The sequence below is a fragment of the Streptomyces sp. NPDC058221 genome, from assembly GCF_042882365.1.
In the GTDB taxonomy this organism is placed as follows: domain Bacteria; phylum Actinomycetota; class Actinomycetes; order Streptomycetales; family Streptomycetaceae; genus Streptomyces.
The window spans coordinates 1-14814 of record NZ_JBHVWF010000177.1; the positions used below are offsets into that span (position 1 = coordinate 1).

Sequence of the window (14814 nt, forward strand, 5' to 3'; positions counted from 1 at the left end):
CCGCTGTACAGGAACCTGAAGGTCACCAAGGACAAGCGGGATCTGTTCGTGCCCTACCAGGACCCGGACATCGGCGCCGCGTTCTCCTTCAACACGGTCCTCTCGATCCCCTACGCGATCGACCGGATCGTGCCCCTGCTGACGGCCGTCAAGTAGCCGGCCTCCCCGCCCCAGCAGGACGACCGACCGGAGGTGCTCGTACGGCGGTGTGCCGGCCCGGCACGCCGTCGCACGGGACGCCCTCTCCTTGCCGTACGTCACCAGGGAAAGGCCATTCGTACGATGTTTGACGCCGAGCCGGACCGGACATCCACCGTCGGAACACCCGTGACCGGTGCACAGGCCGGGATCTGGCTTGCCCAGCAGATCGAGCCCGACAGCTCCGCCTACAACATCGTCTTCGCCCTGGACCTGCGCGGCGGCATCGACCTCGGCCGGCTCACCGCAGCCGTCCGGCAGGCGGTCGGTGAAGCCGACTGTCTGCACGTCGTGTTCACCCCGGGGGACGGCGGCCCGCGCCAGAGCCGAGCGGCCGTACCCGTGGAGGTGCCTGTCGTCGACCTGCGCGATGCCCCCGACCCCGAGACGGCCGCCGCCGACTGGACGGCCACCGAACGTGAACGGCCCGTGGACCTCGGCGGGGGACCGCTCTTCGCCCAGGCGCTGCTCCGGCTCGCCGACGACCACGTCCGCTGGTACCAGCGCTACCACCACATCGTGCTCGACGGGATGGGCGTGACCCTGCTCACCCGCCGTGCCGGTGAGCTCTACACCCAGGGCGAGCACGCCCCCGCCCGCCCCGACTGGTCCCTCAACCGGCTCGTGGACGCCGACCGGGACTACCGTGCCTCCGCACAGCACGAGGCGGACCGTGCCTGGTGGCAGCAGCGGCTGGCAGGCCGTCCCGAGCCCGTGCGTCTGGTCGAACGCGCCCCGTCCCTGATGACACGGCGGCTGCGGCGCACCGCCGGACTTCCCGCGCAGGACGCCGAACGGCTGGACACCGCCGCCGCGGGCGCCGGTGTCCGGCCCTCCCGGCTGCTGATCGCCGCCGTCGCCGCCTATCTGCACCGGGTCACGGGCGAGCAGGACCTCGTCATCGGCCTGCCGGTCGCCGCCCGTCGGGACGCCGTGTCTGCCGCAGTCCCGGGCATGGTCTCCAACATCGTCCCGCTGCGGCTGACCGTCCGCCCCGGCACCACGGGCGCCGCCCTCGTCGACGACGTGCGCCGGGTGGTCTCCGACGCGGCCACGCACGGGCGCCACCGCGCCGAGGACCTGGCCAGGGACCTCGGCCTGGCCGACGGCGTCCCGGAGCTCGTCGGACCCACCGTCAACATCCTGCCCGGGGGAGAGGAACTGGGCTTCGACGGGCTGCGGAGCGAACTCCGCCCCGAGTGGCTCGGCCCGGTCAGCGACCTGGCCTTCGCCTTCACCGAGAGCCGCGACGGCCACACCGTCACCCTCCACCTCGACGCGGACGCGGACCTCTGCGACGCGGAGACCCTTCGCGACCACGAACGCCGCTTCCTCGCCGTGCTGCGCGCCCTCGTCGAGGACCTCGACCGGCCCGTGGGCCGCATCGAGCTGACCACAGGCGCCGAACGGGACCGGCTGCTGGGCGAGTTCGCCGCCGATCCGCGCGAGGTCGCCGAACTGTCCTGGCCCGCCGCCTTCGAAGCGCAGGTGCGCCGCTCACCCGATGCCGTCGCGCTCGTGTACGAGGACCGAGAGGTGGACTACGCCGCACTCAACGCCGCCGCCAACCGGCTCGCCCGGCTCCTCGTCTCCCGTGGGGTGCGCGCGGGGGACGTCGTCGCCGTGGCCCTGCCGCGGTCCCCGGAACTCGTGGTGGCGCTGCTCGCGGTGATGAAGGCAGGTGCCGCCTATCTTCCGCTGGACGCCGACCACCCCCGGGACCGGACCGCCTACATGCTGTCCGACGCGGGGGCAGGCACCGTGCTCACGGTACGCGAACTCGCGGGCCTCCTACCGGAGTCGGATGCGTCCCGAATCCTGCTCGACGATCCGGCCACCGCAGCCGCCCTCGCCGCCCTGGACGGCACCGACCCCGGCACCCCGGTCGCCCTGGACCAGGCCGCGTACGTCATCTACACCTCCGGCTCCACCGGCCGCCCCAAAGGGGTGGTCGTCACCCACGACGGGGTCGGCAGCCTCGTCGCCACGGCCACCGACCGGATCGGTGTCACCGCCGCGAGCCGCGTCGTGCAGTTCGCCTCCGCCGGCTTCGACGTGACGGTCTGGGACCTGGTCATGTCGCTGTGCGTCGGCGGCCGGATCATCGTCGTCCCCGCCGAGCGGCGGGTCGCCGGCCCCGCCCTCACCGACTACATCGCACAGCACCGCGCCACCCATATGATCCTGCCCCCGTCACTCGTCTCCGCGCTGCCGCAGGACTGCGAACTGCCCGAGGGGGCCGTCCTCGTCGTCGGCACCGAGGCCGTCCCGATCGAGCTGATCGCCCGCTGGACCGGACGGCTCCAGGTCGTGGTGGCGTACGGACTGACCGAGGCGAGCGTCAACTCAACGCTTTGGACGGCACGTTCGGGACGGCCGGGACCCGCCCCCATCGGACGGCCCGACCCCAACACCCGCACCTACGTCCTGGATTCGGCCCTGCGCCCGGTCCCGGTGGGTGCCGAGGGCGATCTGTACGTCGCAGGGCGCGGCCTCGCCCGCGGCTATCTGGGCCGCTCCGCCCTGACGTCGGAGCGGTTCGTCGCCGACCCGTACGGCGGGCCCGGCAGCCGGATGTACCGCACCGGCGACCGGGTCCGCTGGGGCGCCGACGGCAATCTGGAGTTCCTGGGCCGGGCCGACGGCCAGGTCAAGATCCGCGGCCACCGCATCGAACCGGGCGAGATCGAGAGCGCCTTCATGGCCGCTCCGGGAATTGCCCAGGCCGCCGTCCTCGTCCGTGACGACCACCGGGGCGTCAAGCGCCTCGTCGCCTATCTGGCCGGAGAGGGGGACGCCGCCGCCACCGAGAGCGCCGTCACCGCCGCCCGGGCCCGGGTGGCCGGCGCCCTGCCGGACCACATGGTGCCCACCGCCGTCGTCGTCCTGGACGGGCCCCTGCCGCTCACGCCCAACGGCAAGCTCGACCGCCGCGCGCTGCCCGAGCCCCGCTGGACGGCGGTCAACGGCACCGACGCACCCGACGGCCCGGCCGAGACGGTGCTCGCCGCGCTCTTCGCCGAACTGCTCGGCCTGCCGGCCGTGGGCGTCCGGAGCAGCTTCTTCGAACTGGGCGGCGACAGCATCGTCGCGATCCAGCTGGTGAACCGCGCCCGCGACGCCGGTCTCACGATCAGCCCGCGCGACATCTTCCGGCTCCGCACCGTCGCCGCCCTGGCCGCCGCTGCCGGAAACGTGCCGGCGGCCCCGACAGCGGCGGCCGTGCTGGACGAGGACGCGCTGCCCGTCTCGCCGCTCCAGGAGGGCTTCTTCTTCCACGCGGCGTTCGACGCGGGCGCCGCCGACCTCTACCTGGTGCAGGAACTCCTGGACCTGGACGGGACCGTCGACCCGGACCGGCTGCGATCGGCCCTGCAACTGCTGCTTGACCGGCATCCGTTGCTCCGCGCCTCGTTCCGTCAGCTGCCGGGCGGCGAAGTCGTCCAGCGCCTCGCGGGCGACGTCACCCTGCCCTGGCGCGAGGCGGACACCGCCGACACCGCCCTGGACGACGTGCTCCGCGCCGACCGGGACGAGCCCTTCGACCTGGCACGGCCACCGCTGCTGCGCGCCACGCTCGTCCGCGACGGCCGCCGGTACCGGCTGCTTCTCACCCTGCACCACATCGTCGCGGACGGCTGGTCCGTCTCCGTGCTGCTGCGTGAACTCACCGCCGCCTACCGGGGCGAGGAGCTTCCCGACCCCGCCGACCCCCGCCCCTACCTGGCCTGGCTTGCCGCCCGGGACCGCGACGCCGCACGTCACGCCTGGCGGCAGGCACTGTCCGGGCTGGAGGGCCCCACCCGGCTCTCCGGCCTCGTCGCGGCGCCGGTCGAGGAACGGGCCCCGGCCAGGCCGGAACAGGTCGACACCCGGCTGCCCGAGGAGTTCACCGTCACCCTCAGCGCGTATGCCCGCGCCCACGGCCTCACCCTGAGCACCGTCGTGCACGGTGCCTGGGCACTGCTGCTCGGCGCGCTCACCGGCAGCAGCGACATCGTCTTCGGCACCACCGTGTCCGGCCGTACCACCGAGGTGGCGGGCCTGGACTGTGCGGTGGGCCTGTTCATCAACACCGTCCCCGCCCGGGTCGGTCTCCGCCCGCAGGAAACGCTCACCGAAATGCTGCGACGCGTCCAGGACGAACACACCACCCTCCTGGACCACCAGCACCTGGGCCTGGCCGACATCCAGCGGATCACGGGCGGCGGTGAACTCTTCGACACACTCGTGGTGTTCGAGAACCACCCGGCCGCCGAGCTGTCCGCCGTCGGAGGGCAGGAGGCGCTGGGCATCACCGGCAGCGAGGTCCTCGACGCCGTGCACTACCCCCTCGCGCTCGTCGTCGAGCCCGGCGACGACGGGCTGCTGCTGCGCTTCAAGCACGACGCCACCCGCTTCGACCAGGTGACCGTGGCCGTCCTCGCCAACCGGTTCACCGCCCTGCTGCACACCCTGGTCTCCGAGCCCGGCCGCACCGTGGCACGGACCGGTGTGCTGTCCGAACGGGAGCACGCCCACCTCGCCGGGCTCAACGCCACCGGGCGGACCGTACCCGAGGCCACGCTCGCCTCGCGCTTCGCCGCGCAGGCGGCCCGCACCCCCGACGCCACGGCAGTCGTCTTCGAGGACACCACCCTCAGCTATGCCGAACTCGACCGACGGGCAGAGGCGTTGGCCCGGCGGCTGCGCTCGCGCGGAGCGGGTCCGGAGAGCTGTGTCGCGGTCGCCGTGCCCCGGTCGGCCGAACTGATGGTCGCGCTGCTCGGTGTCCTCAAGTCCGGCGCCGCCTATCTGCCCGTCGACCTCGATTACCCCGCCGAGCGCATCGCGTTCGTGCTCGGCGACTCGGGTGCCCGTACGGTCGTGACCACCGCGGAGGCGGCCGGGCGGCTGCCCGCCGCGCCGGGCCTCGGCCGGCTGCTCGTCGGCGGGGACGACTGGGACGGCGTGGACACGGACGTCCACGCAACCCCCGTACAGCAGGCAGGACCGGACCACCCGGCCTATCTGATCTACACCTCCGGCACCACCGGGCGCCCCAAGGGCGTCACCGTCACCCACCGGGCCGTGGTCAACCGGCTCACCTGGATGCAGGGCGAGTACGGACTGGGCGCGGACGACCGGGTCCTGCAGAAGACCCCGGCCTCCTTCGACGTCTCCGTATGGGAGTTCTTCTGGCCCCTGGTGGCGGGCGCGACCGTCGTCCTCGCCCGCCCCGGCGGCCACCGTGACCCCGGCTACCTGGCAGAGTTGATCCGGTCACGCCGGATCACCACGCTGCACTTCGTGCCGTCCATGCTGGCCGCGTTCACCCAGGCGCTGGACTCCGCCGACGGCCACCCGGACTGGGCGCGGAGCCTGCGGCGGGTGTTCAGCAGCGGTGAGGCCCTCACCGGCGCCCAGGCCAGGGACTGGACGGCGCTGACGTCCCGTGACGGACGGGCTCCCGTCCCGCTGCACAACCTCTACGGGCCGACCGAGGCCGCCGTGGACGTGACCTCCTTCGCCTACGACGGCGATGCCGCGTCCGCCGTCGCCATCGGGCGCCCGGTGTGGAACACCCGGCTGCATGTACTGGACCCGTTCCTGCGCCAGGTACCGGACGGGGTGCCCGGGGAGCTCTACCTCGCCGGTGTGCAGCTGGCCCGCGGCTATCACAACCGGCCCGGCACGACCGCCGAGCGGTTCGTCGCCGATCCGTTCGGCGGGCCGGGCGAGCGCATGTACCGCACCGGGGACCTGGTGCGGCGCCGCGCCGACGGCGTCGTCGAGTACCTGGGCCGCACCGACCGGCAGGTCAAGATCCGGGGCAACCGCGTCGAGCTCGGTGAGATCGAGGCCGCCCTGGCCGCCCTGCCGGGCGTCGCCCGTGCCGCGGTGATCGTCCGCGACGGCGCGCTCGCCGGATACGCGGTGCCCGCCCCCGGCACCGTCCCGGACACCGGCGCCCTGCGTGCCGCGCTGGCCGACGTGCTGCCCGCGCCCATGGTGCCGGGGACCGTCCTGGTGCTGGACGCACTGCCGCTGACGCCCAGCGGCAAGCTCGACCAGAACGCCCTGCCGGCCGCCGGACCCGCCGCCGGAACCGGCGGGCGGGCGCCCCGTGACGAGCGCGAGAGTGCCCTGTGCGAGATCTTCGCCGAGGTGCTCGGCCTACCGGAGACCGGCGCGGACGACGACTTCTTCGTCCTCGGTGGCGACAGCATCGGCTCGATCACGGTCGCCACCCGGGCCCGCGCGCGCGGGCTGACGATCGGCCCCCGTGAGGTGTTCGAGTGCCGCACCCCGGCGGCCCTGGCCGCCGCCGCAGCGCTTTCTGCCCCGGCCCGGGCCGTCCCCTCCGCTCCCGGACCGGCCGCCTCCGGCGACGCCGTGACCGTGCCCGCCGCCGAGGCCGGGCAGGCGGCCGCCGCGCTCCAGGCCGTGCTGGCCCTTCAGGAGCAGTCCGGCGCCGGCGTCGACCCGGCCCTGCGGGCCCTGCTGGACCAACTGACCTCCGCCGCGGGGACCCCGCAACAGCCGGAGCCGTCCGCCCCGCTGGGCGCACTGGTGCTCTCACCGCAGGAGAGCGACCGCGTCGCCACCGTGGCCGGACCCCTCCCGGTCGCCGACGTCTGGCCGCTCTCCCCGCTCCAGGAGGGCATGTACTTCCACGCCACCTACGACGCGGGCGAGGCGCTCGACGTCTACCTCTCCCAGGAGACCCTGGACTTCGACCACCGGGTCGACGCGGACCGGCTGCGTGCCGCCTGCCGCACGCTGCTGGCCCGCAACACCGGGCTGCGGGCCGGATTCACCGCCGACGGACTGCCCCGCCCGGTCCAGTTCATCGTCGACGGGGCCCAGATCCCGCTCGTCGAGGAGGACCTCTCCGGGCTGTCCGCCGCCCAGCAGCACAGCCGGACCAGGGAACTGCTGGCCGCGGACCGGCGGCAGCGCTTCGACCTGTCCGCGCCCCCGCTGTGCCGGCTGCTGCTCATCCGGTTCGGCGACGGCCGGGACCGGCTCGTGATCACCCATCACCTCATCCTGTGGGACGGCTGGTCCGCGTGGCTGTTCCTGGAGGAGCTGTTCACGCTGTACGAGCGGTCGGGCGACGCCACCGGACTGCCGGTCCCCGGCTCCTACCGCGACTACCTCGCCTGGCTGGACGAGCAGGACACCTCGGCGGCCCTCGGCGCCTGGCGCCGGGCGCTGTCCGGCTTCGACGAACCGACCCTGCTCGCCCCGTCCGGCCGCGACACGGGACCGGTCATCCCGGCGGACTTCGACACGGTGCTGACGCCGGAGGCCGGTGAACTGCTGCGCGCCACCGCACGCCGGCACGGGCTCACCCTGAACACCGTGCTGAACGCCGCCTGGGGGCTGGTGCTCTCGGCGATGACCGGCCGCATGGACGTCGTCTTCGGCACCGCCGTCGCCGGACGGCCCGCGGACGTACCGGACGCGGCCGGAATCATCGGGATGTTCCTCAACACCATCCCGGCACGCATCGCGTTCACCCCCGACGAGCCGCTGCTCGCCCTGATGCGCCGCATCCAGTCGGAACGCGCGGCCGTCATGCCGTACGAGTACGTCGGACTCGGCGCGCTCCAGCAGGAGACGGGCCACCGCCGGCTCTTCGACACCCTGTTCGTGCTCCGCTCGGCCGACGGCGAGGACCGCGCCGCCCAGCTGCGGCACCGGCACGGCATCACCGCCATGTCGAACGTGGACGGCACCCATTTCCCGCTCACCCTGATCGTCACGCCCGGGAGCCGGCTGCGGATCACCCTGGCGGCCCGGCCCGACCTGTTCGACGCGGAGGCCGCCCGCACGATCCTCGACCGGTTCACGGCCGTGCTCGGCCGGCTCGCCCAAGCCCTCGCCGCCGACGACGCGGCCGGGGCCGGGACGGCGGGTCTCGACCTGCTGCTGCCCGCCGAGCAGGCCGCGACGGCCGCCGCGCAGCGCGCCGGCCGCGAACCGGTGCCCGACGAGACCGTCGCCGATCTGCTCGCCGAGCAGGTCGCCCGGACCCCCGACGCCGTGGCGCTCGTCTTCGGTGAACGCTCCCTCACCTACGCCGAACTGGACGCCCGCGTCAACCGGCTCGCCCGGCTGCTGCTCGCCCGGGGCGCCGGCCCGGAGAAGGTGGTCGCACTCGCGCTTCCCCGCTCCATCGACATGGTCGCCGCGCTCTTCGCCGTACTGCGCACCGGCTCCGCCTATCTGCCGCTCGACCTTGACCATCCGGCCGACCGGCTGCGCCTGATGGCACGGGACACCGGACCGCTGTGCCTGGTGTCCACCAGCGCCGTAGCCCCGTCCCTGCGCGACGAGGAGGGGGCCGTAGCCCCCGAACTCCTGCTGGACGAACCGTCGGTGGCAGCCGAGCTGGCCGCCCTCCCGGGTGACGCGATCACCGACGCCGAACGGCCGGCGTTCGCGCACGGGCTGCCGGGCCGCCTCGACCACCCCGCGTACGTGATCTACACCTCCGGCTCGACCGGCCGGCCCAAGGGCGTCGTCACCCCGTACCGCGGCCTGACGAACATGCAGTTCAACCACCAGAAGGAGATCTTCGACCCGGCCATCGCCTCGGCCGGCGGCCGGCGGCTGCGGATCGCGCACACGGTGTCCTTCGCCTTCGACATGTCCTGGGAGGAACTGCTCTGGCTCGTCGAGGGCCATGAGGTGCACGTCTGCGACGAGGAGCTGCGCCGCGACGCCGAGGCACTGGTCGCCTACTGCGACAGCCACCGCATCGACGTCGTCAACGTGACGCCCACCTACGCCCAACTGCTCATCGAGGAAGGCCTCCTCGACCGGGACGAGGACGCCGGAAAGCACCGGCCCGCGCTCGTCCTGCTCGGCGGCGAGGCGGTCCCCGACACGGTGTGGGCCCGGCTGCGCCGCACCGAGGGCACCTACGGCTACAACCTCTACGGGCCGACCGAGTACACCATCAACACCCTCGGCGCCTCCACGTCCGACAGCGCGACCTCCACGGTCGGCGTGCCGATCCGGGGCACCCGCGCCCATGTGCTGGACCCGATGCTGCGCCCCGTACCGCCGGGCAGCCCCGGCGAGCTGTACATCGCAGGCACCGGACTGGCCCGCGGCTACCACGACCGGCCCGGCACGACCGCCGAGCGGTTCGTCGCCGATCCGTTCGGCGAGCCGGGCGAGCGCATGTACCGCACCGGCGACCTGGTACGCCAACGCCCCGAAGGGCTCCTCGACTTCCTCGGCCGCACCGACGACCAGGTGAAGATCCGCGGCTACCGCATCGAGCTGGGCGAGATCTCCTCCGCCCTGTCGGCGCACCCCGAGGTCGCACATGCCGCGGTCGTCGTGTCGGAGCGGGCGGGCACCAAGCGGCTGGTCGGCTACGTCGTCCCCGAGGAGGGCGCCGGGACCGACGGCGCGCTGGCCGGGCGGCTGCGCGGCCATCTGAAGGCCGGGCTGCCGGACTACATGGTCCCAGCCGCGCTCGTCACCCTCGAAACGCTGCCCCTGACCGTCAACGGCAAGCTGGACGTCAGGGCCCTGCCCGCCCCCGACCTCGCCGGGACCGGCAGCGGCCGCGCTCCCCGCACCCCGCGGGAGGAGACGCTCTGTGCGCTGTTCGCCGAGGTGCTCGGGCTGCCCGCGGGCAGTGTGGACATCGACAGCGACTTCTTCGACCTGGGCGGGCACTCGCTGCTGGCGACCCGGCTGATCAGCCGGGCCCGCACCGCGCTCGACGCCGAGCTGGCGATCCGGGACCTCTTCGAGGCACCGACCGTCGCCGAACTGGTGGCGCGCGCCGCCCGCACCGACGGCTCCACCCGTCCGGCGCTGACCGCAGGCGAGCGGCCGGACCGGCTGCCGCTGTCCCACGCCCAGCAGCGGCTCTGGGTCATCCAGCAGATCGAGTGCACCTGGGCCGCGTACAACTTCTCGCTGGCCATGCGGCTGCGCGGCCCACTCGACCAAGAAGCGTTCCGTGCCGCTCTCGCCGATGTGGCGGAACGTCATGAGGCGCTGAGAACAGTCTTCTTCGCCGGCCCTGACGGTCAGGTCCTCCAGCGGGTACTGCCCGTCGAGCAGGCGCACCCCGTGATGGAGCCCCTCCGGGCCACCGAGGACGAGGTGCCGGGCATCATCGACACCGTCGTCAACCGGCCGTTCGACCTCGCCGCCGAACTGCTGCTGCGCGCCACCGTCGTGGAGCTGGCACCCGAGGACCACGTCGTCGTGCTGCTGCTGCACCACATCACCACCGACGAGTGGTCCGACCGGCCGTTCCTGCGGGACCTGGCCACCGCGTACGCGGCCCGCCTCGACGGCACGCCTCCCGGCTGGGAGCCGCTGCCCGTCCAGTACGCCGACTACGCCCTGTGGCAGGCCCGGCTGCTCGGTGATGCCACCGAAGCGGACAGCCTGGCCGCCCGCCAACTGGCCTACTGGCGTGCGGCGCTGGCCGGTGCACCGGAGGAGCTGGAGCTGCCCGCCGACCGGCCCAGGCCCGCCCGTCCGGCGTTCTCCGGGGCCGAACTCGACATCGCCTTCGACGCCCAGGTCCACGAAGGGCTGAAGAAGATCGCCCGGGAGTCCGGCGTGAGCATGTTCATGGTGGTGCACGCGGCCGTGGCCGCTCTGCTCCACCGCATGGGCGCGGGGACGGACATCCCGCTCGGCTCCCCGATCGCGGGGCGCGGCGACGAGGCGCTGGACGAACTGGTCGGGTTCTTCGTCAACACCCTGGTGCTGCGCACCGACGTGAGCGGCGACCCCAGCTTCACCGAGCTGCTCGCCCGGGTCCGGGACACCGACCTGGCGGCGTTCTCCCACGCGGACGTGCCGTTCGAATCGGTCGTGGAGGCCCTCAACCCGACGCGCTCGCTCTCCCGAAACCCGCTCTTCCAGGTGATGGTCGGCTACCACGCCCGCACCGGCGACGAGCTCCGGCTGCCCGGACTGGAGACGGAGTACGTGCCGTTCCGGATCCGGTCCGCCAAGTTCGACCTGGTGTTCAGCTTCACCGAGCACATCGCGGCGGACGGCGGCCCCGGCTCGCTCGGCTGCCGGCTGGAGTTCGCCACCGAGCTCTTCGACCGGGACACCGCCGAGCGGCTCGGCGAGCGGCTGCGCACGCTGGTCGCCGCGTTCGCCGCCGCGCCCGGACAGCCCATTTCCCGGGCCGAGATTCTCAGCGCCCCCGAACGGCAGTCGGTCCTGGAGGACTTCAACTCCACCGCCCGGGAGGTCGACGAGGAATCCCTGCCGGAGATGTTCGCGCGGCGGCTCGCCGAGCGGCCCGAGGCCGTCGCGGTGGTCGACCGCTCCCGCTCGGTGACGTACACGCAGCTCGACGACCGCGCCGGGCGCATCGCCCGGCTGCTCGCCGCTCATGGAGTGGGCGCCGAGAGCGTGGTCGGCGTGGCCGTGCCCCGGTCCGTGGACATGGTCGCCACCGTGCTCGCGACGCTGCGTCTCGGCGCCGCGTTCCTGCCGCTCGACATGGTCCACCCGGCGGACCGGCTCAGCTACATGATCGAGGACTCGGGGGCCGCCCTCGTGGTCGGCACCGAGCCCGTCGCCGGGAAGATCCCCGGGGTCGCGGGTGTGCCCGTGGTGCTGCTGGACGCACCGGACACCGCGGCGGCCCTGGACGCACCGTCCCGGACGGCAGCGCCCGGCGGTCCCGTCGGCCTGGACCGGGCCGCGTACGTGATCTACACCTCCGGCTCGACCGGGCGCCCCAAGGGCGTGGTCGTGCCCCACGAGGGAATTGCCTCCCTCGTGGCCACCGCCGTCGACCGCATGGGCCTGCAACGCGACAGCCGGGTACTGCAGTTCGCCTCCACCGGCTTCGACGTCTTCGTCTTCGAGCTCTCCATGGCGCTGTGCCACGGCGGCCGGCTCGTGCTCATCACCGACGAGGCCCGGGTCGCGGGACCGGCGCTGACGGAATTCCTCGCGGACCAGCGGATCACCCATATGATCCTGCCGCCGTCCCTGGTGTCTGCGCTCCCGCCCGGCTGCGAACTGCCCGAGGGATCCACCGTCCTGGTGGGCACCGAGACGGTGCCGCCGGACCTCTTCGGCCGCTTCGGCGCCAAGGCCCATCTGATCTGTGCGTACGGACTCACCGAGGCGACGGTCAACTCGACGCTCTGGCCCGCCCGCGAGCACGGCGGCAGCCCGGCCGGCCGGGTGCCCATCGGCCGGCCTGACCCCAACACCCGTGCCTACGTACTCGACGAGGGTCTGCGGCCCGTGCCGCCCGGAGTGGTGGGGGAGCTGTACGTCGCCGGGCGCGGGCTCGCCCGCGGCTACCTCGGCAAGGCGGCGCTCACCTCGGAGCGGTTCGTCGCCGATCCCTTCGGCGCACCGGGCAGCCGGATGTACCGCACCGGCGACCGTGCCCGCTGGCGCCGGGACGGCAACCTCGACTTCCTCGGCCGGGCCGACACCCAGGTGAAGGTGCGCGGCTTCCGTATCGAACTGGGTGAGATCGAGGCGGCGCTCGCCGGGCACCCGGCGCTGGCCCAGGCCGCGGTCGTCGCCGACCGGGACGGCGACATCGTCCGGCTGATCGCCTACGCCGTGCCCGAGTCCGGCGATCCGGACCCGCAGGAGCTGCGCGCCCATGTGGCCGGGCTGCTTCCCGAGTACATGGTTCCGGCCCTGGTGGTGCCGCTGGACGGCCCGCTGCCGCTCACGCCCAACGGCAAGCTGGACCGGGCCGCGCTGCCCGCGCCGGACTGGTCCGCGATGACGGGCGACGCCCGGCCGGCCACCGGCACCCAGGCCAGGATCGCCGCACTGTTCTGCGAGATCCTGAAGCTCGACGACGTCGGTGTGCACGACAGCTTCTTCGCGCTCGGCGGCCACTCCATGGCGTCGATGCGGCTGCTGGCACGTATCCGCACCGAGTTCGGCGTCGAGCTGAGCATCAGGGACGTCTTCGACGCGCTCACCGTCGCCGGGGTCGCCGGCGCGCTGGAAGGTGCGGCAGCCGCCCGCCCCGCACTGCGCCCGGCCGTGCAGCGAACCGAACCCCCGAGGGCGGCGCCCGTGCAGAACTGGCAGTGGCAGTCCCGCCGCGGGGGGCACGGCGTCGACCACGCGCTGACGCTGCGCTCCGCGGGAGGGCTCGACGCCGGGGTCCTGGCCGCGGCGCTCGCCGATGTGGTGGCCCGGCACGAGCCGCTGCGGACCGCCTTCACCGAACGGGACGGTGTCCTGTACCAGCGGCCCGCCGACGCCCCCGTCCTGACCGTCGAGACGTGCGCCGGCCTGGACTCCCGCCTTGCCGAACTCGTCGGCCGGGCACCGGATCCGTCGGTGGAGGCGCCGCTCGGGGCACATCTGCTGACCGGCCCCGACGGCAGGCAGGCGCTGCTGCTGACCATGCACTACCTCGCCGTCGACGAATGGTCCGTGGTTCCGCTCTTCCGCGACCTGGTCACGGCCCACGCGGCCCGTGCCGAGGGCCGGGCGCCGGCCTGGGAGCCGCTGCCGGTCGGCTACGGCGACTACGCCCACTGGGCGCACGACACGCTGGGCGACCTCGCCGACCCGGACAGCCGGGGCGGGCAGCAGCTCGCCCACTGGCGCCGGACGCTCGACGGACTGCCGAGGCGGCTCGCCCTGCCGGCCGATGGTCCGCGCCCGGCCGGCCAGGACCCGGCCACCCGGCCGGGGGACCGCGTCGGGTTCGTCCTCGACGAGGAGCTCCACGCCGCAGTGGACCGGCTCGCCCGTACCACCGGGACCAGCATGTTCATGGTGCTCCACTCGGCCCTCGCGGCGCTGCTCACCGGGCACGGCGCGGGCACCGATCTGCCGATCGGCACGATGGTCGCCGGACGCACCGACGACCGGCTCGCCGATCTGGTCGGCTGCTTCTTCAACACAGTGGTGCTGCGGACCGACACGGCGGGCGACCCGACCTTCGCCGAACTGCTGACCCGGGTAAGGGAGACGACGCTGAGCGCCCTCGACCGGCAGGACGTCCCGTTCGACGCGGTCGTGCGGGCCACCGGGCTGCCGCCGCGGGGGCCGCAGGTCATGGTGATCCACCACGAACAGGCCGACGCGGCACAGCTGGAGGGTGGCATCGGCTCACTGGAGGCCGTACCGACCGGCGTCACCCGGGCCGAACTGACCCTCAGCTTCCACGAGCCGCGCGGGGAGGGCCCGGTGCACTGCGCGCTGATCCACGCCACCGACCTGCTGGGCACCACCAAGGCCCGCCAACTGGCCGACGAATATCTGGAGTTGCTGCACCGTGTGGCAACTCATCCGGAACAGCCGCTGTCCGAGCTGTTCACCGCACCGTCCAAGAGGAGTGAAAACGCATGACGACCAACCCGTTCGAGGACCCGCAGGGCACCTTCCTGGTCCTCGTCAACGACGAGAACCAGCACTCGCTGTGGCCCGCCTTCGCCGAGGTGCCGGCCGGCTGGCGGACCGTGTTCGGCGCGGACACCCGTGAGGCGTGCCTCGCCCACGTGGAGGCGAACTGGACGGACCTGCGGCCGGCCAGCCTCATCGCCCTCCAGGGCTGAAGAGCACACAGCCGCCGCCCCACCGGGAGACCGTAACCGAGGGGCGGGGGCGGGGTGGTGAGGGGGGGGT

General features: G+C 73.6%; 2 protein-coding genes. Both read left to right on the forward strand.

Going from position 1 to position 14814, the window contains the following annotated elements; genetic code table 11:
- Positions 1–282 precede the first annotated feature (282 nt).
- The gene (locus ACFVW8_RS34460) at positions 283–14538 is read left to right on the forward strand and encodes an amino acid adenylation domain-containing protein (protein WP_389697131.1); all 14256 of its coding nucleotides are present in this window, start codon (positions 283–285) and stop codon (positions 14536–14538) included.
- Positions 14535–14744: an MbtH family protein gene (locus ACFVW8_RS34465; RefSeq protein WP_389697133.1), complete on the forward strand. Its 210-nt coding sequence runs from the start codon at positions 14535–14537 to the stop codon at positions 14742–14744. The genes ACFVW8_RS34460 and ACFVW8_RS34465 overlap by 4 nt, the downstream gene beginning before the upstream one ends.
- Positions 14745–14814 lie beyond the last annotated feature (70 nt).

Excerpts from the sequence above, each read along its gene's own strand:
- ACFVW8_RS34460 (WP_389697131.1), top strand. The coding sequence starts at position 283 with ATGTTTGACGCCGAGCCGGACCGGACATCCACCGTCGGAACACCCGTG.
- ACFVW8_RS34465 (WP_389697133.1), top strand. The coding sequence starts at position 14,535 with ATGACGACCAACCCGTTCGAGGACCCGCAGGGCACCTTCCTGGTCCTC.